General features: G+C 60.1%; 18 protein-coding genes (1 of these 18 cut by a window edge). 7 read left to right on the top strand and 11 right to left on the bottom strand.

Features of this window, described 5'->3' with window-relative positions:
• The 5 genes from msrP to GYM54_RS18450 all read right to left on the bottom strand — a co-directional run.
• Positions 1 to 7 carry the 5' portion of a protein-methionine-sulfoxide reductase catalytic subunit MsrP gene (msrP, locus tag GYM54_RS18470; protein ID WP_181100188.1) on the bottom strand. 1,004 nt of this gene lie to the left of the window's left edge, so 7 of the gene's 1,011 nt are visible here — the first part of the coding sequence; its start codon is at positions 5 to 7; the stop codon falls past the left edge of the window.
• A 58-nt stretch (positions 8 to 65) separates the two neighbouring features.
• Positions 66 to 899: a CDP-diacylglycerol--serine O-phosphatidyltransferase gene (gene pssA / locus GYM54_RS18465; protein WP_131649993.1), complete on the bottom strand. Its 834-nt coding sequence runs from the start codon at positions 897 to 899 to the stop codon at positions 66 to 68.
• Positions 900 to 1,046: 147 nt separating this feature from the next.
• Positions 1,047 to 2,063 (bottom strand): ketol-acid reductoisomerase, encoded by a 1,017-nt coding sequence (gene ilvC / locus GYM54_RS18460; RefSeq protein ID WP_131649992.1) that lies wholly within the window; start codon positions 2,061 to 2,063, stop codon positions 1,047 to 1,049.
• A 46-nt stretch (positions 2,064 to 2,109) separates the two neighbouring features.
• A complete protein-coding gene (ilvN, locus tag GYM54_RS18455; protein ID WP_131649991.1) occupies positions 2,110 to 2,601 on the bottom strand; it encodes an acetolactate synthase small subunit in 492 nt (163 codons plus the stop codon).
• A 2-nt stretch (positions 2,602 to 2,603) separates the two neighbouring features.
• Positions 2,604 to 4,328 carry an acetolactate synthase 3 large subunit gene (locus GYM54_RS18450; RefSeq protein ID WP_131649990.1) on the bottom strand — a complete coding sequence of 575 codons (1,725 nt, stop codon included), beginning with the start codon at positions 4,326 to 4,328 and terminating at the stop codon, positions 2,604 to 2,606.
• A gap of 404 nt (positions 4,329 to 4,732) precedes the next feature.
• On the opposite strand from GYM54_RS18450, the gene GYM54_RS18445 reads away from it, so the two are divergent.
• Positions 4,733 to 5,167, top strand: coding sequence for a DUF4124 domain-containing protein (locus tag GYM54_RS18445; protein ID WP_131649989.1), 435 nt, complete (start codon positions 4,733 to 4,735; stop codon positions 5,165 to 5,167).
• 34 nt (positions 5,168 to 5,201) lie between these two features.
• Here GYM54_RS18445 and GYM54_RS18440 read toward each other — a convergent pair whose 3' ends face one another.
• Genes GYM54_RS18440 through mrcB form a run of 3 tightly spaced genes read right to left on the bottom strand, consistent with a single transcriptional unit; the run spans position 5,202 to position 8,598 of the window.
• Positions 5,202 to 5,534 carry a YqcC family protein gene (locus GYM54_RS18440; RefSeq protein ID WP_181100186.1) on the bottom strand — a complete coding sequence of 111 codons (333 nt, stop codon included), beginning with the start codon at positions 5,532 to 5,534 and terminating at the stop codon, positions 5,202 to 5,204.
• Positions 5,534 to 6,235 carry a tetratricopeptide repeat protein gene (locus GYM54_RS18435; RefSeq protein ID WP_131650050.1) on the bottom strand — a complete coding sequence of 234 codons (702 nt, stop codon included), beginning with the start codon at positions 6,233 to 6,235 and terminating at the stop codon, positions 5,534 to 5,536. Before GYM54_RS18435 ends, GYM54_RS18440 begins: the two co-directional genes overlap by 1 nt.
• A gap of 50 nt (positions 6,236 to 6,285) precedes the next feature.
• Positions 6,286 to 8,598 carry a penicillin-binding protein 1B gene (gene mrcB, locus GYM54_RS18430; RefSeq protein ID WP_197445813.1) on the bottom strand — a complete coding sequence of 771 codons (2,313 nt, stop codon included), beginning with the start codon at positions 8,596 to 8,598 and terminating at the stop codon, positions 6,286 to 6,288.
• A 153-nt stretch (positions 8,599 to 8,751) separates the two neighbouring features.
• Between mrcB and GYM54_RS18425 the strand changes: the two genes are divergently transcribed.
• The 4 genes from GYM54_RS18425 (at position 8,752) to GYM54_RS18410 (ending at position 12,400) form a co-directional block, all read left to right on the top strand.
• Positions 8,752 to 10,314, top strand: a complete 1,563-nt coding sequence (locus GYM54_RS18425) for a bifunctional aminoglycoside phosphotransferase/ATP-binding protein (RefSeq protein WP_197445812.1) — start codon at positions 8,752 to 8,754, stop codon at positions 10,312 to 10,314.
• Positions 10,315 to 10,463: 149 nt separating this feature from the next.
• Entirely contained in the window at positions 10,464 to 11,216 is a 753-nt protein-coding gene (locus GYM54_RS18420; protein ID WP_197445811.1) for a class I SAM-dependent methyltransferase, read from the top strand.
• An 8-nt stretch (positions 11,217 to 11,224) separates the two neighbouring features.
• The gene (locus GYM54_RS18415) at positions 11,225 to 11,497 is read left to right on the top strand and encodes a TfoX/Sxy family protein (RefSeq protein ID WP_197445810.1); all 273 of its coding nucleotides are present in this window, start codon (positions 11,225 to 11,227) and stop codon (positions 11,495 to 11,497) included.
• A gap of 105 nt (positions 11,498 to 11,602) precedes the next feature.
• On the top strand, positions 11,603 to 12,400 hold the full coding sequence (locus GYM54_RS18410) for a cyclic nucleotide-binding domain-containing protein (RefSeq protein WP_197445809.1): 798 nt from the start codon (positions 11,603 to 11,605) through the stop codon (positions 12,398 to 12,400).
• Between the two features lie 241 nt (positions 12,401 to 12,641).
• Here the strand turns inward: GYM54_RS18410 and GYM54_RS18405 are convergent, their stop codons facing one another.
• Genes GYM54_RS18405 through GYM54_RS18395 form a run of 3 tightly spaced genes read right to left on the bottom strand, consistent with a single transcriptional unit; the run spans position 12,642 to position 15,275 of the window.
• A complete protein-coding gene (locus GYM54_RS18405; RefSeq protein ID WP_181100174.1) occupies positions 12,642 to 13,514 on the bottom strand; it encodes a ChaN family lipoprotein in 873 nt (290 codons plus the stop codon).
• 10 nt (positions 13,515 to 13,524) lie between these two features.
• Complete coding sequence (locus tag GYM54_RS18400; protein ID WP_181100172.1) at positions 13,525 to 14,292, bottom strand: heme ABC transporter ATP-binding protein; 768 nt, start codon at positions 14,290 to 14,292, stop codon at positions 13,525 to 13,527.
• Positions 14,292 to 15,275 (bottom strand): iron ABC transporter permease, encoded by a 984-nt coding sequence (locus tag GYM54_RS18395; RefSeq protein WP_181100247.1) that lies wholly within the window; start codon positions 15,273 to 15,275, stop codon positions 14,292 to 14,294. The genes GYM54_RS18400 and GYM54_RS18395 overlap by 1 nt, the downstream gene beginning before the upstream one ends.
• A gap of 182 nt (positions 15,276 to 15,457) precedes the next feature.
• Here GYM54_RS18395 and GYM54_RS18390 point away from each other — a divergent pair, with 182 nt between their 5' ends.
• Positions 15,458 to 15,781, top strand: a complete 324-nt coding sequence (locus GYM54_RS18390) for a Rieske (2Fe-2S) protein (RefSeq protein ID WP_131649979.1) — start codon at positions 15,458 to 15,460, stop codon at positions 15,779 to 15,781.
• 71 nt (positions 15,782 to 15,852) lie between these two features.
• Positions 15,853 to 17,628: a protein-disulfide reductase DsbD gene (locus GYM54_RS18385; protein ID WP_181100170.1), complete on the top strand. Its 1,776-nt coding sequence runs from the start codon at positions 15,853 to 15,855 to the stop codon at positions 17,626 to 17,628.
• The last annotated feature ends 165 nt before the right edge of the window (positions 17,629 to 17,793 follow it).

The following is a 17,793-nucleotide window of genomic DNA, read 5'->3' as shown; positions in this document are numbered from 1 at the left end:
TAAGCATGACATGCTCCGCTGCCTGAGGCCTGGGCCATTCAATAGACAGCGGATCACTGAAGAAATCAACTTTCGACGCGCTTTCGACGACGCATCAGGAACTGCACAGGCCCCGAAACGGCATACGCAAGGAAGATCAAAAGCAGGATTCGTGGGGGGTCGCTGAATACCACCGCAAACACCAAGACCACCACCAGAATCGCCACGAACGGCACTCGGCCTTTGAGATCGAGGTCCTTGAAGCTGTAGTACTTGATGTTGCTGACCATCAGCAGACCGGCCGCTGCGACCAGCAGAGCGAACAGCATCACCACGGCTATCGGCAAATCCACACCGCGAATACCGGGCTCGTCCAACGCCCAGACCGCCCACACCGAGCCGGCGACGACACCAGCAGCTGCCGGACTGGCAAGACCGATAAACCAGCGTTTGTCAACTTTGCCGATCTGCGTATTGAAACGTGCGAGACGCAGCGCGGCGCACGCAACGTAAATGAAAGCAACAGTAAGCCCAACGTTGCCCAAACCCGAAAGTGCCCACTCATAGGCCAACACAGCGGGCGCCAGACCAAAGGCAACCATGTCGGATAGCGAATCGTACTCCGCACCAAATGCACTCTGAGTGTTGGTCAAACGCGCCACGCGGCCATCGAGACTGTCCAGCACCATCGCCACGAATACCGTAGCCGCAGCAACGTAAAAATTGCCGTTGATCGCGGCAATAATGCAGAAGAAGCCCGCGAATAAATTCGCCGTGGTGAACAGGTTGGGGAGCAGATAGATGCCACGATGACGGACCTTGCGGCCTTCGGAATCCTGAATTTCTTCGATGTGCTCGTCGATAGGCAGCAAGCTTTCCGGCTCGACTGACTTGTTCGGCTCTTCGGGATGCTCACTCATGCAGATTACCTACAGCAGGTTTGAATAATTTCGACAGACCCTGACATGACGGGTTCAGCCCGCCAGCAGCATCGTTTTATAACAGATACCAGCCGGCATAACGAAAGAACGCGGCCTAGGCCGCGTTCTTTTCAAGCAGAACCGTTATCAGTTCTTACTCTTGTCGACGATCTTGTTGGCAGCGATCCACGGCATCATCGAACGCAGCTTCTCGCCGACCACTTCGATGCCATGGGCAGCGTTGTTGCGACGGTAGGCAGTCATCGAAGGATAGTTGGCAGCACCTTCGGTGATAAACATCTTGGCGTACTCGCCATCCTGAATACGCTTGAGCGCATTGCGCATGGCGGCACGGGATTCGGCGTTGATGACTTCCGGACCAGTCACATACTCGCCGTATTCGGCGTTGTTGGAAATCGAGTAGTTCATGTTGGCGATACCGCCTTCGAACATCAAATCGACAATCAGCTTCAGCTCATGCAGGCATTCGAAATAGGCCATTTCCGGGGCATAGCCAGCTTCGACGAGAGTCTCGAAGCCAGCCTTGACCAATTCGACGCAACCACCGCAAAGAACCGCCTGCTCGCCGAACAGATCGGTTTCAGTTTCGTCCTTGAAAGTGGTTTCGATGATGCCGGTACGTCCACCACCAACGCCGGAAGCGTAGGACAGCGCAACGTTCTTGGCATTACCGGAAGCATCCTGATAAATGGCGATGAGGTCCGGAATACCGCCGCCCTTGACGAATTCGGAACGCACGGTGTGACCGGGAGCCTTCGGCGCGATCATGATCACGTCCAAGTCAGCGCGAGGTACGACCTGGTTGTAGTGAATCGAGAAACCATGAGCGAACGCCAGGGTTGCGCCCTTCTTCAGGTTCGGCTCGATTTCGTCCTTATACAGACGGCCCTGGAATTCGTCCGGGGTGAGGATCATCACGACGTCAGCGGCAGCAACCGCAGCGGCCACATTGTCAACTTTCAGACCATGGGCTTCAGCCTTGGCAACCGACGGCGAGCCGGCGCGCAGGCCGACAGTCACGTCGACACCGGAATCCTTCAGGTTGCAGGCATGCGCATGGCCCTGGGAGCCGTAGCCGATGATCGCGACCTTCTTGCCTTGAATGATGGAGAGGTCACAATCTTTGTCGTAGAAAACTTTCATGGAATTACCCCTGTTGCTGGCCATTCAGGCCATTCGATAAATCGTGTTAGATGCTCAGCACTTTGTCGCCGCGGGAGATCCCGGTGACGCCGCTGCGCACGACTTCCAGAATCGACGTGGTGCCGATGGCCTGGATGAAGCTGTCCAGCTTGTCGGTCGTGCCGGCGAGTTGGATGGTATAGACATTGGAGGTGACGTCGACGATCTGCCCACGGAAGATGTCAGTGGTACGTTTGACCTCGGCGCGCTGTGCACCGGTCGCCTTGACCTTGATCAGCATAAGCTCGCGCTCGATGTGCGCGCTCTCGGACAGGTCGACCAGCTTGACGACCTCGATCAACTTGTTGAGGTTCTTGGTGATCTGCTCGATCACTTCCTCATGACCTACGGTGGTCAGGGTCAACCGCGACAGCGTAGGGTCTTCGGTTGGCGCGACGGTCAGACTCTCGATGTTGTAGTTGCGCTGCGAGAACAGCCCGACCACACGAGACAAGGCGCCTGGTTCGTTTTCCATCAAAAGGGAAATAATGTGTCTCATGATCAGGTCCGCTCCGTCTTGCTGAGCCACATATCGCGCATCGCGCCGTCTTTGATTTGCATCGGATAGACGTGCTCGCTGGTATCAACGGCGATATCGAGGAACACCAGCCGATCTTTCATGGCGAAAGCCTCCTCCATCTTCGGCTTGAGATCCTTCAAGTCGGTGATGCGCATGCCCACATGCCCATAAGCCTCGGCCAGCTTGACGAAGTCAGGCAGCGACTCCATGTAGGAATGCGAGTAACGGCTGCTGTACATCATGTCCTGCCACTGGCGGACCATGCCCAGCGCGCCATTGTTGAGGTTGATGATTTTCACTGGAAGGTCGTACTGCAGGCAGGTCGACAATTCCTGAATATTCATCTGGATGCTGCCTTCGCCAGTGACACAGGCGACGTCAGCTTCTGGGAAATTCAACTTGGCGCCCATCGCCGCTGGGAAACCGAAGCCCATGGTGCCGAGGCCGCCAGAGTTGAGCCAACGATTGGGCTTGTCGAACCGGTAGTACTGGGACGCGAACATCTGATGCTGGCCAACGTCAGAGGCTACATAGGCCTCGCCCTTGGTCACTTCGCATAGCATTTCGATAACGGCCTGCGGCTTGATGATAGTGCCGTCGCCCTTGTCATATGGGAATAGGCCGCGACTCCCGCGCCACTCCTCTATCTGCTTCCACCAACTCGCGATGGTCTCGGTATTCGGCGCCTGGCCGATCTCCTTGACGATAGCGACCATCTCGGTGAGCACACTGTCGACCGGTCCGACGATCGGAATGTCTGCCTTGATGGTCTTCGAGATGGAGGCCGGATCGATGTCGATGTGAATGATCTTGGCGTTCGGGCAGAATTTGGTCGCACCGTTGATCACGCGATCATCGAAACGCGCGCCGACCGCAAGAATCGCGTCGGAGTGATGCATTGCCAAGTTGGCGGTATAACTGCCGTGCATGCCGAGCATGCCGACGAACTGGCGGTCGCTACCCGGATAGCAACCAAGCCCCATCAAGGTGTTGGTTACTGGTAGGTTGAGCATCTTCGCCAGCTCGGTCAGCTGCGCTGAGGCGCCGCCCATGACCACGCCACCACCTGCGTAGATGATTGGCCGCTTGGCTGACAGGAGCAACTCCGCCGCCTTGCGGATCTGCCCCGAATGACCACGCAGCGCCGGGCTGTAAGAACGCAGCTTGGCTTTCTTCGGGTAAACGTATTCGAATTTTTCGGCCGGGTTGGTCATATCCTTCGGGATGTCGATGACGACCGGTCCAGGGCGGCCAGACTCTGCGAGATAAAACGCTTTTTTCATCACTTCGGGGATTTCCGAAGGATGCTTGATCATGAAGCTGTGCTTCACGATGGGCCGGGAGATACCGATCATGTCGGTTTCCTGGAAGGCGTCGGTGCCGACCATGGTGCTCGGCACCTGGCCGGAGATCACCACCATCGGGATCGAGTCCATATAGGCGGTGGCAATACCGGTGATGGCGTTGGTCGCGCCGGGGCCAGAGGTCACCAGCACCACGCCAGCTTTGCCGGTCGCGCGGGCGTAGCCATCGGCCATGTGCGTGGCGGCCTGTTCGTGGCGAACTAGAATGTGCGTGACTTCCTCTTCCTTGAACAGCGCATCGTAGATGTGCAGCAAGGCGCCGCCAGGATAGCCATAGATGTACTTAACGCCTTCGTCGCGCAAGAAGCGGACGACCATTTCAGCGCCTGATAAAAGTTCCACGTTGTTCACCTCTAAAACGCCAGATAGCCGCCCCGCGTTGGACCGGCCAGAAATTGGTTTACTGCCAGACAGCGCATGAGCGACGGTGGTCGCCGACTACGTCAGCTGCTGACTAGCGAGTATTCAGGAACGCCCCAAAGTGTTGCGGAGCCTTCCTTCCCAGCGCGAGGTAACGCGTTGCGGATGTTACAAGTCGGCGCGGGTGTGCACCTTCATGATTGCTGAAAGGCCCGTTTCACCGACCAATCAGAACAGTAAGCGTGGAATTGTTCGGATTAGACCTGGCCAAGTCAAGTCTACAGTTAGCCTTCCGGCTGTTTCAGCTGTGATCCAGCGCAGAATGAAGGCGCTCGGCTTTTGCGTATAGTACCGACCTGGTTCTGCATTCCACAGAAGGGATTAGCATGCGTTTGACGATTTTCGCTGGCGGTCTGCTGCTTGCCTTGAGCAGCAGCGTCATGGCCAGCCAGGTTTACAAGTGGGTGGATGCACAAGGCGTCACTCACTTTGGCGCGCAACCTCCGCAGGGCCAACCCGCCGAAGCGCTCAACACCGCTACTCCGCCACCCAGGCCAGCTCCAGCGGCACCTGCTACGTCGGAACCGTCGGCAGAATCGGAACAGCGCGAGATCGATCGCCAAGTAAAGAAACAGGTGGCCGAACAAGAAGCGGAGCGTCAGCGCTACTGCACGTCGTTACGAACCAACCTGGCGCAGCTCCAGAACAATCCTCGAGTGCGCGTAGAAGAAGATGGGAAAATACGTCGGCTAAAGGAAGAAGAGCGTCAGGAACGCATTACCGAAACCAGCCAGAAAATCGCTGACACTTGCAACCAATGAACAAAGCCAGCGCCAGCCTTCCGGCTGGCGCGCGTCACGCTTCGCCGCGACTGATCAACTCATCGAAGGTTTCGAGCGCCCTCAGCAGGCCGGCCATCTTATGCGGCTGGCGTTGATAGACCATCTCCGCCATCGCCAGGATGCCCGAAACCGTCGGTAGCGGATCATCGCGCTCCAGAATGTCCTTCATTCGCGGAAGAAAAATCCATTGCAGCCATTGCTCGAACGATAGCGTGTCGACGCAGAAAGGCTCCTGGCTCGCAAATGCCTGAGCGTCTGGTGGTGACGAAGCCCATAGCCCGCACACACGCAGCTCCCGCTCGATGACCAGCAGTTGTTCAGCCAAATAGGGAACACGACTATCCATTACATCGTTACCTTGGCTCGCTCACGAGCCTGCGCGGCGCCTGCGGCATTACCCTGACGCTCGCGCGCTTGAGCGATCAACTCCCACAGGCTCGCCTGCAGCGCCGGACGGCCACTGGCATAGCTCAAGCCCCGCCGGGAAAGCTGCTCGGCCTGCACCGCATCACCCTGAGCCAGGCGCACCTGGGCCAGGCGGTAAAGCACCTGAGGTTCACGGGGCGCGATGCGCTGAGCGCGTTCTAGGCTGGAGGCCGCACCGTTCAAATCACCGCCCCCCTGTTGTTGCTGAGCCGTGGTCAGCAATGCCAGCACGGGCCCATCGAGTCGCTCATCGGCCGACAGCGTCCCACTATTGGACGGAATACCGGTGGGCACGGATTGGCTCGGCGTCGGAATCGGAGCCGGTTCCGGCGCCCTCCATTGCTCTGGTGCATCCGGTGCCGGCGCTACAGATCCAGAGAATGCGCTATCCGGAGCCGCGAACGTCTGCAGCGGTTCCGAATTCTGCTGCGGCACCATAACCGTGACGCCAGACTCTTGCGCAGCAGCAGGACTTGTCATTGCAGACGGAACAGCCGGACGCGAAGCCTGCCGCGCCGACACCTCCTCGGAAACCGGCGCGCCCGAGTCGACGACAGGTATCGCCCCTCGCTTAACCGTTGCGCAGCCTTGCACCAACACAGCGGCCATCACAACTATCATCCATTGCTTGCTCAACATTCGAACCTCTTGAAATTCACTCAGCTGGCCGATCAGGGTAACCAGCCACGAACCCAATCCATGACCGATTCGGCCGGCGCCTGGATTCCACAACCAGGGCCCGGCGCAGGCTCGCTACCGCGAATGTAGGGAATCTGTACGGCGTCAGGACAGTTTTCCAGCGTCCCCTCACCGGTTCGCGCATCTACCCAGGCCATCTCGACATTCTCAGGCAACGCGGCCTGCAGCGGCAGCGGATCGGCACGGCGCATGAAATCTGCCCATACCTGCAACGCTCCGGTGGCGCCGGTCAGCGACGTTTTGCCATTGTCATCACGCCCCAGCCAGACCACCGCAAGCAGGTCCTGACTGAACCCGGCGAACCAGCTATCGCGTGAATCGTTGGTGGTACCGGTCTTGCCCGCCAGCGTTAATGATCTCGGGACGTGATTGTATGCTGAGCGGCCCGTCCCCTCGCGCATGGCGCGCTGCATGGCGTACTGGGTCAGATAGATAGCGCCGGCATCGAAACGCTGTTCGATCTTGAATGGATAACGACTCAGCGGCTCTCCGTCGGCGGCCAAGACACTGCGAATACCTCGTAGCGGCGTATTGAAACCTCCGTTGGCCAGCGTCTGGTACATGTCTGCAACCTCAATAGGCCGCAGCCCGCCAGCGCCCAACAGCATCGAGGGATAGGCTGGCCAATCCGGTGAAGCGCCCAGCCGTTCCAGGGTCTTCAAGACATGAGGCACCCCTAAATCGAGACCAAGGCGCGCCGTCGATAGATTGTAGGAATTGGCCAGCGCCTGATAGAGATAAACGGTACCGTGCGCGGTGCGCCCGTAATTTTGCGGCTTCCATACTTGGCCATCAGCGCCCTTGACCGAAAAAGGTTCATCTTCCAGCAGGCTGGTCAGCGTGTACTGACTCGGCTTCTCCAGCGCCGCAAGGTAGATGGCCGGTTTGATCAGCGACCCGATGGGTCGCGACGCATCCAACGCACGATTGAAACCGGCGAACCCAGGCTGGCGACCGCCGAGCATCGCCTGCAACTCCCCGGTTTCCGGGTTGGTCACAAGCATCGCCCCTTCGACGCCTTCGGCGGCCTTGCCGAGGCGTTTCAGCGTTTCGCTCATGGCCCTCTCGGCCTTCATCTGCAGAATTGGATCGAAGCTGGTGAAGACCCGCAGACCCTCTTCCGTCAAGTCCTCGTCGCGGTAATCCTCGCGCAGCTGGCGCTTGACCAGATCGAGGAATGCCGGATAGGAACTGTCCGCCAGGCTGCCCCGCTGCGTCACCCCAAGCGGAGCTTTCCGAGCTGCTTCGGCTTCTTCGGAAGTGAGTACCTGCTGCTCGGCCAGAAGGTCAAGGATAAGGTTGCGGCGCTCCAGCGCCCGTTCCGGATGGCGCCGCGGATTGTAGTAAGTCGGGCCCTTCACCATGCCGACCAACAGCGCGATGTGCTGAACCTTCAATTCGGCCAGTGGACGGCCGAAGAAGTATTGGCTGGCCAGACCAAACCCGTGAATGGCTCGGCGACCGTCCTGTCCGAGAAACACCTCGTTGAGGTAGGCCTCGAGAATTTCGTTCTTGTCGTAATGCAGCTCCAGCAACACGGCCATCATCGCTTCGGTGGCTTTGCGGCTGAGGCTGCGCTCGTTAGTCAGATAAAAGTTCTTGACCAGCTGCTGGGTAAGCGTGCTGCCACCCTGGCGCACTTCGCCGGCAGTCAGGTTAACCCAGACGGCGCGCACGATGGATTTGGGTGAAACACCAAAGTGATCGAAAAACTCCCGATCCTCGACCGCGACCAATGTTTCGACCAGATAGGGCGGCGCCTGGTCGAGCTGGATCAGGATGCGGTCTTCGTTGTGAGCCGGATAAAGCCCACCGATCGTTACGGGCTCGAGGCGAGCCACCGGCAGCTCGTCACCATTGGCGCGAGTGAGACCGGCGACGAAATCGCCAGAAAAACGCACACGGATGCGCTGCGACTCTTCGATCCCTTCATAAAACCGGAACCCGCGGGTGTGCATTTCCACGGTGCTTGCGGCAACCGACATACTGCCGGGACCGCTGACAGCCTTTTCGCGGCGATACCCCAGCGCATCGAGCTCCGTCAGGAAGTCATCTTTGGCGAGCTTTTGCCCAACGAACAATTCCAGCGGCCGTGCATAGACCGTCGCCGGAATGGTCCAGCGTTTGCCGGAGAATTTCTCCTGCACCACGGCATCGAGGTAAACGGCGACACCGGCGAGTATCACCAGGGCCACGATAGATAGCTTGATTACCCAGCCCAGCCAGGGGCGAGACCCATTGGAACGGCGCTTGGTACGGGATCGAGAGGAGCGTGCTTTAGTCATGGCGGCGCATTATACGCATTTTGATTTGCCCGGAAGACGGCCTCCTGGCGGTTTGCAGGTCTGGTCGGGGAAGACATAATGGAGCGCTTTCGAGTGTGCGACCTGCGTCCCATTGGACGCGCACACCCCATCGACACACCGCAAGGAATGACCGTGAGCCAAGCATTGATCGCCGCACTGCAAGATCCGGCCCTCTACCCCCATCCGGTCGACGGCTTCCGGATTATCGAAACCCATATCTCGTGGGTCATCCTCACTGGCACCTATGCCTACAAAATGAAGAAGCCGGTGGATTTTGGCTTTCTCAACTTTACTGACCTGACGGCTCGCAAGCATTACTGCGAAGAAGAGCTGCGTTTGAATCAACGAATGGCGCCAGACATTTATCTGCGCGTCCTGCCTATTACCGGCAGCGTTGGCGCCCCGGTGATCGACGGCAACGGCGAGCCGATCGATTACCTTCTGCAAATGCGCGAGTTTCCGCAGGCTCAACTAATGGCCGAAGTGCAGGCACGCGGCGAGCTGACCGACGCACATATCGATGCCCTCGCCGAGCAGATTGCCCAATTTCATCTGAGCACTCCTCAGGTGCCGGCCGGCCACTCGCTAAACAGTGCCGACGCGATCGTTGCGCCGATGCGGCAAAACTTCGAGCAGATACGCCCCTTACTGAGCGAGCAGTCCGACCTGCAACAACTCGACGCGCTACTCGACTGGACCGAAACGAGCATTGCCCGCCTGCAACCGCTGCTGGAGCAGCGCACCCAGCACGGTTTCATCCGTGAATGCCATGGTGACCTGCACCTGGGCAACGCAACGATCATCGACGACAAGGTCGTGCTGTTCGATTGCATTGAATTCAACGAGCCCTTCCGCCTGATCGATATCGCCTCTGACGCGGCGTTCCTGGCGATGGACCTGGAAGATCGTGGCCTGAAGTGCCAAGCACGTCGTTTCATCAACGGCTGGCTGGAGCGCACCGGAGATTACGCCTCGCTCGAATTGCTCAGCCTGTACAAAGCCTATCGGGCGATGGTTCGTGCCAAGGTCAGCCTGTTCCGGCTGTATCAGGAGCAGGACGCGGTACAGCGCCGCGTGATCCTGCGCCAGTACCGCAGCTACGCCAATCTGGCCGAAAGCTACAGCGCCATTCCTTCTCGCTTTCTCGCCATCACCCATGGCGTCTCGGCAGTGGGCAAAAGCCAGGTTGCGCTACGTCTGGTCGAGGCGCTGGGCGCCATCAGGTTGCGTTCGGACGTCGAGCGCAAGCGGTTGCATGGTGAGCAGCCACAAGCCCTTGCCACTGAGCTGGACGCAGGTATTTATAGCGCCGAAGCGGGCGAATCGACCTACCAGCGGCTGCACTCAGTGGCTGAGACCGCATTGAATGCCGGCTTTTCTGTGGTGATTGATGCGACCTATCTCAAGCAGCAGCAGCGTCAGTCGGCGTGGCAAGTGGCTGAGTCGACTGGCGTCCCGTTCCTGATCCTCACGTGCGAAGCGCCCGAGGCGGTGATCGAACAATGGCTTACCCAGCGGCAGGCCGAAGGCGGTGACCCATCCGACGCGACCATGGCCGTGGTCAAGGCGCAACAGGCCGCCCGCGAGCCGCTGACCGAACGCGAACAGTTGCTCAGTCGCCAGATCAACACACCCGAGGCAGGCAGCCTCGACAATCTTGTCAGTGCGGTTCGCCAACGGCTGCTAGGGCTCTAACGCACGGATACGACATCCCGCAGGCTCAACCGACAGCATTCACGCACCGCTACGGGCAGAACCCGGCGGTGCTTCTATACTTGGCGATGCCTGTCTGCGGAAGTCGACCATGCCACACTGCGCTCTGCCTTTGCTGCCGGACCATCGCCATGGGTGACAGCGTCCGGCTTTTTTCGATTCGCTCCGACGAATACGCACAGTTCCGCCCTACCTATCCGGACGACCTGTTCCGCTGGCTCGCTGATCGGAGCCCACGACGTCGCTATGCCTTAGATGTCGCGGCTGGCAGCGGCCAGGCGACGCTTCCTCTGCTGGAACATTTCGAGCAGGTTCTTGCCTGCGATGCCAGCCCTCACCAACTGACCGGCAGTTCGGGCTGGCGATCCGCAACGCGTTTCGCTGCCCAGGCCGAGCGGCTGCCGTTGCGCGATGGTATGGCCGACCTACTGGTCGTCGCGCAGGCGTTGCACTGGTTTGCCACGCCGGCGTTCTTCGCCGAGGCAAAGCGAGTGCTCGCGCCCGACGGCTTCTTCTGCGCTTGGTGCTATTCCCTGCTTCGTATCGAACCGAGGCTGGATGCGATCATTGCTCGTCTGCATGGTGAAGTGTTGAACGGCTACTGGCCACAAGGACGCGCCAGTGTCGACGCAGGCTATCGCGATATCCATGCACCGTTCGAAGCCCTCGAGCCTCCGGACTTCGAAATCGAGGCCCATTGGAATCTGCCCCAACTGCTCGGCTATATGCGGACATGGTCAGCCGTGAAACAGTGGCAAAAAGCTCATGGGAACGATCCGATAACTCAGCTCGCACCCGAACTCGCGCAACGCTGGGGCGATCCGGAGCGACAGCGCAGAGTTCGCTGGCCGCTTCACTTCCTTGCCGGTTATCCGGGCCGATAGGAGCAACCGTGCACGACGAGCTGCTGACCCTGAAAAACCTCGGTAAGACATCCGCGCAATGGCTGCACGCCTCGGGTATCCATACAGCCGAGGACTTGCACCGGCTCGGCGCGGTCAACGCTTACCAGGCGGTCAAGTCACGCGGATTCAACGCATCGCGCGTGTTGCTTTATGCCATCGAAGGGGCATTGCGGGACATAAACTGGAAGGAGCTTCCGGATACGCTCAAGAATGAGTTGAACCAGCGGCTCAATGGCGGCGACGGTGGAGACAAGAGCTAGCTCACAACCTCTACGTAGCGTGATTTACTCCTACCCCTCGGCAGCATTATCGTGAGTGCGCGCATCGCTCAACCGTTCTGAGCCCGCTGTTCAAGGACTGTCGTCATGTATCTACTCGGGGAACAACCGGCTTATGCCGATCAGCTGATCAACCGCTTGCAGGGGATCCCCGCGCAACTTCTGGAGGGCCTGGCACCTACTGCCCCACCTATCGAAATCAAGGGTTCTGACGATCTCACCGATGAATTGCCCGAACAGCAATTGTTCATCATCGAGAGCGGGCTACTGCATGCGCTCGTTGATGAACGACCGTTGTTCTATATGCAGGAAGGGGACCTTCTCGGCCTTCGCCAAGGCATCGACTTGCCAGCTTGTCGTTATCGCAGCGACGAATCGATCCGTCTGATTCCGTATTCACGCAGCGCGGTGTTTCAACATATCCATGCCGATCAGCGCCGACAGGAGCTCTTTACGCAATATCTCATCGGCCAGACGGTACTGTTATCTGATGCGCTGGCCCGCCTGAAGCAGCCCGAAATTCATCCGACCACCGGATTCCAGCATTTTGCTGCTGGCGAGGAGCTGATTCGTCAGGGCGACGATGCAGACAACGTATTCATCATCATCGAGGGACACGCCGAAGCGATTGTCGACGGCCAGAAGGTCGGCGATGTCCAGCGCGATGAGATCTTCGGTGCCATGGCTGTGTTCACCCACGAAAAGCGCAGCGCGAGCGTTGTCGCCACGTCCGCCTGCACGGTCATGCTGATTCCCAAGGATCAATTCCTCAGCTTGATGCAGAACAACCCGAAAATCGCGCATAGCCTGATAGAAAGCATGGCCAGGCGGATCGACCTGCTCAACAAGGAAGTCACCCAGTTGCGCCTGCCAATCTCCGCTTGAGCGCGCAACGAAGCCGATTCGTTCTGGGCGGAAATTATTTCGAATCAGCTGTTGACGTCGAAATGAGAATTGTTATTATTAGCACCACTGGTCGAGAGATCAGTTGGTAAGCTGGAAGGCCAGGCAGTCGGACTTTCAGGTTATCTCCTCATCAGGCTAATCACGGTTTTGACCCGGCTCTTGCCGGGTCTTTTTTTGCCCGAAATAAATGCCTGCCGGCTCGGGTACGCTTGCCTGACGCCTACTGCTGCTTTTTACCGAACTCGACGCAATGGTCCTGCTGCGGCTGGGCCGGTGTAAACCAAACGAAATCGGCCTGCTCCGCGCTCAAGGTCTCGCCCACCTCGGCGAGTACCAGAACCTTCGTGTCGCGACTCGCCAAATGCAAGGGCACACCCAGATCACGCCGCACATGAAAGGCCCCCGCCAGCAATACCGCTGGCTTCGGCGCCGCGTTCAGTTGTTCGGCCATCCGGCGGTCGCGCTGCTGCTGCACCGCCAACATCGCCGGCAGTTGCGCCTCGGGCAGCATGTTGCAATGAGAAACGCGTATCTGCGCCAGCAGTTCCTTTTGCACAGGCTCCGCAGCTGCGGCCGCCGTCAACTGCGGTTTACGGCGGTAGATATCGGTGATCTCAGCGCGATCGAGATTCGCCGCCAGCATCGGATAAGGTTGCGCCAAGGCATACTCGACTACTGGCGCGTAAAGGTCCCAATCCCAGCCCTTTTGCCAATCCAGCGCTCCGGGCAGATCCGCCGGCCATTGCCCTCGCCCGATAGACGCCTGCACGCGCGCGACGCGCTTCTGTTGATCCGGGTTGAGCATTTCCAATAGCAGGCTGCCCTGCTCGCGCCGCTGAGCCAGCGCCTGAAGAAGCCAACGCTGTAGGGCGTGATGGTCGGGGTTGTCATGGCGCTCACCAATCAATACCTGATCGACATCGGCCAACTCCCTTACCAGCTGCTGCGCCGAAAGCCGTTCGCCGCTGCGCAGATCTATGATCTGACCAAGGTCAGGATGCGCCAGGCCTTCTGGGCTCTGCCAGGACGGCAATGGCGGGATCGATTGACATGCAGTCAGCAGGATCATGGCAATAGACAACAAAAATCGCATCGATCACTCCTCAGCGCGCAATGACAAGCGGGTGCCCCCGCTCAGGGTGCTGCTGTATCAACACATCCAGGCCGAATACCGACTTCAGCGGTTCTGCACGCAGCACCTGCCCGGGCGCACCACTTAACCGCGCCCGCCCGTCCGCCAGCAGCAACAGGTGATCGCAATAGCGTGCCGCAAGATTCAGATCATGCAGAATCACCATGACCGCGCCGCCCTGCTCCGCGAACTGCCGGACGGCCTGCAGAATGCCGTGCTGATGCAATGGATCGAGCATGGCTGTGGGCTCGTCCAGCAGCAGGACCTGCCCGGCGCCACCTGGCCACAACTGCGCCAACACGCGCGCCAGGTGCACGCGCTGCTGCTCTCCGCCCGACAGCGCCAGATAACTGCGGGCTGCCAAGTGCTGCGCATCCGCAGCCTGCAGCGCAGCAGCGACGATCCGCCTGTCTAGGTCCTGGCCACTGGCGTGGGGCAACCGCCCGAGGCTCACCACTTCGTCGACGCGAAAACCGAAACTCAGCGTCGACGTCTGTGGCAGCACCGCCAGACAGCGCGCCCGCTCAGGCCCATCCCAGTCATGCAGCGATCGTTGATGCAGCTGCACCTCACCGGCGCTGATCGCAAGCTCACCGCTCAGTGCCCCAAGCAAGGTGCTTTTACCAGCGCCGTTGGGGCCCAACACGCCCAGAACTTGGCCTGGCGCCAATTCGAGATCGATGTTTTCAAGCACGGTCATGGCGCCGCGACGGACCGAAACATTCCGGGCGCAGAGCATCAGCGACGCCCTCGTAGCAACAGATAAAGGAAGAAAGGCGCGCCCAGTAGCGCGGTGACGATGCCGATCGGCAACTCCGCAGGCACCAGTATGAGCCGCGCCAGCAGATCGGCCAGCAGCAGCAAACTGCCGCCAGCCAGCGCCGAGGCCGGTAGCAGCAATCGGTGGTCGGGTCCGACCAACAGACGTACCAAATGGGGCACCACCAACCCAACGAACCCGATCATGCCAGCTGCAGCCACTGCCGCCCCCACGCCCAGTGCAGTACAAAAGACCAGCTCGCGCTTGAGCCGCTCGACGTCGAAACCCAGATGACGCGCTTCGGATTCGCCCAGCAGCAGCGCATTCAGCGCTCGGGCGCGGCGTGGCAGCCAACACGTCACCGTCACCGTGACCAGCAGTAACGGCCAGAGCCGCGCGTAACTTGCACCGTTGAGACTGCCAAGATTCCAGAACGTCAGCGTGCGCAGCGTGCTGTCATCGGCAAGGTAGGTGAACAGCCCGATCATGGCGCCCGCCAGCGCAGTCAGCGCGATGCCCGCGAGCAGCATCGTGGCGACATCGGTGCGTCCCTCGCGACGCCCCAGGCGATAGACCAGCGCGGTAACCCCGAGGCCACCAACAAATGCACTAAGCGACAGCAGATAGGGTTCCAGTAGCGGTGAAATGCCGCCGATCAGTTCGCCCCCAACGATAGTCATTGCCGCGCCCAATGCGGCACCACTCGAGACGCCGATCAGTCCGGGATCTGCCAGTGGATTGCGAAACAAACCCTGCATGGCGACGCCGGCGAGCGCCAATACAGCGCCTGCAGCCATCCCGAGCAAGGCCCGCGGCAAACGTATCTGCCCCAGGATAAGTTCGGCCTGCGCTGTACCCTCGGCGCCAAACGAGAGACCCAGCAGACGCAGCATGGCCTGCAGAGTTTCACCGAGCGACAGGCTGACCGGCCCCAATGCCAGCGATAGCCAGAAGGCAATCAGCCACAACAGGCCCAACGAAAGGAACAGGGGGCGTGCGGTCAGCACAGGGCTCATCGAGAGTGTCGCCAGTCGGAGTTCGGGCGAAGGATAAAAGCCAGCCAGTCGGTCCGCCACCTTTAATCCGCCTTGGTCTCCACCGATCCGAGCGCCTGAGTGATAATCCTGGGCTGACAGGGGGACACATGATTCGATTATGCGCCGCGAGCGATATCGCCGAAGGCCAGAGCAAGGGCTTGGAAGTACAGGGGCAGCGCCTGCTCGTCATACGCAAGGACGACATCGTGCATGTCTACGAGAACCGCTGTCCGCATCGAGGGATACCCTTGGAATGGGTTCCGGACCAGTTTCTCGACACTAGCGGCAGCCTGATCCAATGCGCCACTCATGGCGCGCTGTTCCTCATCGAGAGCGGCGAGTGCGTAGCCGGCCCCTGTGCCGGTCAAGCCCTTCGAGCACTGCCGAGCACCGAGCGCGACGGCATCATCTGGTTGCAAAACGCGCGGTAGTGCGACGTTGCGCCCAGGCGACGATTCGCCACGTTGGGTATCATTCGTCCACTGCCCCAAGTGAGATGACCATGCGCCGTTTGCTGTGTCTGCTGATCCTGCTATTCACCCTTCCTGCCACTGCGGGCCTGTTCGATGGTCGCCCCAGTGCCACCCTGGGCGGTCTGGACAACAGCGCCGACTTTCTACCGGTGCGTGAAGCCTTCCGCCTGAGCCTGGTGGACGCAACGCCCGAGCGGATCAAACTGCGCTTCATCGGCGCCGAGGGCTACTACCTCTACCGGCATCGTTTTCAGTTCAAGGCGAGCGACGCCGGTGTGATTCTCGGCGACGCTCAGCTTCCGCCAGGCGAGCAGAAGACCGACGAGTATTTCGGTGAGGTCGAAGTCTATTACGGCATACTTGACGTCGAACTGCCGGTGCGGAACCCCGACAACAGACCCTTCACGCTGCAGGTCGGCTACCAGGGCTGCGCCGACAAGGGGCTGTGCTATCCACCGGAAACCGAGTCGTTCGAGATCGCCGCAGGTGGCACTCCGGCCCCGGCTGCACCCAGCGCCACCCACGATACCGGCGGCGATGCCCTGTCCTGGCGCTCGGTGGCGCTGTTCTTTCTCGCCGGCCTGGGCCTGACCTTCACGCCTTGCGTGCTGCCGATGCTGCCGATCCTTTCCGGCGTGGTGCTGCGCGGACAACCCGGCGGCATGCGCAGCTTCCTACTGTCGCTCGCCTACGTATTGCCGATGGCCGGCGGATTTGCCCTGCTGGGCGCACTGATGGGCGTGTTCGGCGCCGAACTGAATTTGCAGGCGCGTCTGCAATCACCCTGGGTCCTGGTGCCCTTCGCGCTGTTCTTCGTGGCCTTCGCGCTGGCGATGTTCGGTCTGTACGAACTGCGCCTGCCACACGCACTGAGCAGTCGTCTCGATCGTCTGGCCGGTAACGCCAAGGGCGGCTCATTCACGGGCGCCGCCCTGCTAGGCGGCGTCTCCAGTTTGCTGGTCTCTCCGTGCGTCTCGGCGCCGTTGGCCGGCGCCCTGCTGTATATCAGCGCCAGCGGCGATGCCCTGGGCGGCGGCTTGAAACTGTTCGCGCTGGGCCTGGGCATGGGCGCCCCGCTGGTACTGTTCGCCACCAGTGGCGGTGCGCTGCTGCCCAAGAGCGGCCCCTGGATGATCAGCGTACGCAACACCTTCGGCGTTCTGCTGCTCGCCGTGGCGGTCTGGATGCTCGAACGCGTGCTGCCGGGTCCGTTGGCGTTGGCGTTGTGGGGGTTGCTGGCCGCCGGTACGGCGTTGTTTCTGGGCACCCTTGAACTCGCTCCCAAGACACCACAACAGAAGCTCGCGCAGCTGCTTGGCCTGGTTTTGCTGGTCTATGCCCTGGCCGCGTGGATCGGCGCATTACAAGGCGGCTCCGATCCGTTGCGGCCGCTGCCACGTACCACGCTCGCCGCAGGCAGCGGGCCCACGCAAGCCGAAAACTGGCACACCCTGTCGACACCAGCGGAACTCGACGCACAACTCGCAGCCGCTCGCACTGCGGGAGAGCCGTTGATGCTCGACTGGTATGCCGACTGGTGCATCAGCTGCAAGGTGATCGAACGCGAAGTATTTGCCGACCCGCTGATCGCACCTCGCCTGGCCGACTACCGCCTGATCCGCTTCGACATCACCGAAAGCAATGCGCAGCAGCGCGCACTTCTCGATCGCTACAAACTGTTCGGCCCACCGGCCGTCCTGTTCTTCGATCGCAGCGGCCAGGAAATCTCCGATGCCCGTGTCGTCGGCGAAATCGACGTAGCTCAATTCGCTGAACGGTTGAACCGCGCGGAAGCATTGCGCTAGCGCCTGCCCCGCTTCGCCGCGATCACAGCGAAACGGGATTACGCCCAGCAACCTTGCGGCAATCTCCACTCATAATGCAGGCATTTACGCCGATCGCAGCATGACTGGACAGTCAGCCCCCGCTTCGTGCATAGTTTTTCCCCTTCCCGATCAGCCCCACCTTAC

This window comes from Pseudomonas sp. MTM4, from assembly GCF_019355055.1.
Lineage (GTDB): Bacteria > Pseudomonadota > Gammaproteobacteria > Pseudomonadales > Pseudomonadaceae > Stutzerimonas.
This window is presented reverse-complemented; position numbering and strand designations above follow the sequence as displayed.

Excerpts from the sequence above, each read along its gene's own strand:
- GYM54_RS18400 (WP_181100172.1), bottom strand. The coding sequence starts at position 14,292 with ATGCTCTGCGCCCGGAATGTTTCGGTCCGTCGCGGCGCCATGACCGTG.
- GYM54_RS18435 (WP_131650050.1), bottom strand. The coding sequence starts at position 6,235 with ATGATAGTTGTGATGGCCGCTGTGTTGGTGCAAGGCTGCGCAACGGTT.
- GYM54_RS18445 (WP_131649989.1), top strand. The coding sequence starts at position 4,733 with ATGCGTTTGACGATTTTCGCTGGCGGTCTGCTGCTTGCCTTGAGCAGC.
- GYM54_RS18410 (WP_197445809.1), top strand. The coding sequence starts at position 11,603 with ATGTATCTACTCGGGGAACAACCGGCTTATGCCGATCAGCTGATCAAC.
- mrcB (WP_197445813.1), bottom strand. The coding sequence starts at position 8,598 with ATGACTAAAGCACGCTCCTCTCGATCCCGTACCAAGCGCCGTTCCAAT.
- GYM54_RS18405 (WP_181100174.1), bottom strand. The coding sequence starts at position 13,514 with ATGCGATTTTTGTTGTCTATTGCCATGATCCTGCTGACTGCATGTCAA.
- ilvC (WP_131649992.1), bottom strand. The coding sequence starts at position 2,063 with ATGAAAGTTTTCTACGACAAAGATTGTGACCTCTCCATCATTCAAGGC.
- GYM54_RS18440 (WP_181100186.1), bottom strand. The coding sequence starts at position 5,534 with ATGGATAGTCGTGTTCCCTATTTGGCTGAACAACTGCTGGTCATCGAG.
- pssA (WP_131649993.1), bottom strand. The coding sequence starts at position 899 with ATGAGTGAGCATCCCGAAGAGCCGAACAAGTCAGTCGAGCCGGAAAGC.
- GYM54_RS18420 (WP_197445811.1), top strand. The coding sequence starts at position 10,464 with ATGGGTGACAGCGTCCGGCTTTTTTCGATTCGCTCCGACGAATACGCA.
- GYM54_RS18385 (WP_181100170.1), top strand. The coding sequence starts at position 15,853 with ATGCGCCGTTTGCTGTGTCTGCTGATCCTGCTATTCACCCTTCCTGCC.
- ilvN (WP_131649991.1), bottom strand. The coding sequence starts at position 2,601 with ATGAGACACATTATTTCCCTTTTGATGGAAAACGAACCAGGCGCCTTG.
- GYM54_RS18390 (WP_131649979.1), top strand. The coding sequence starts at position 15,458 with ATGATTCGATTATGCGCCGCGAGCGATATCGCCGAAGGCCAGAGCAAG.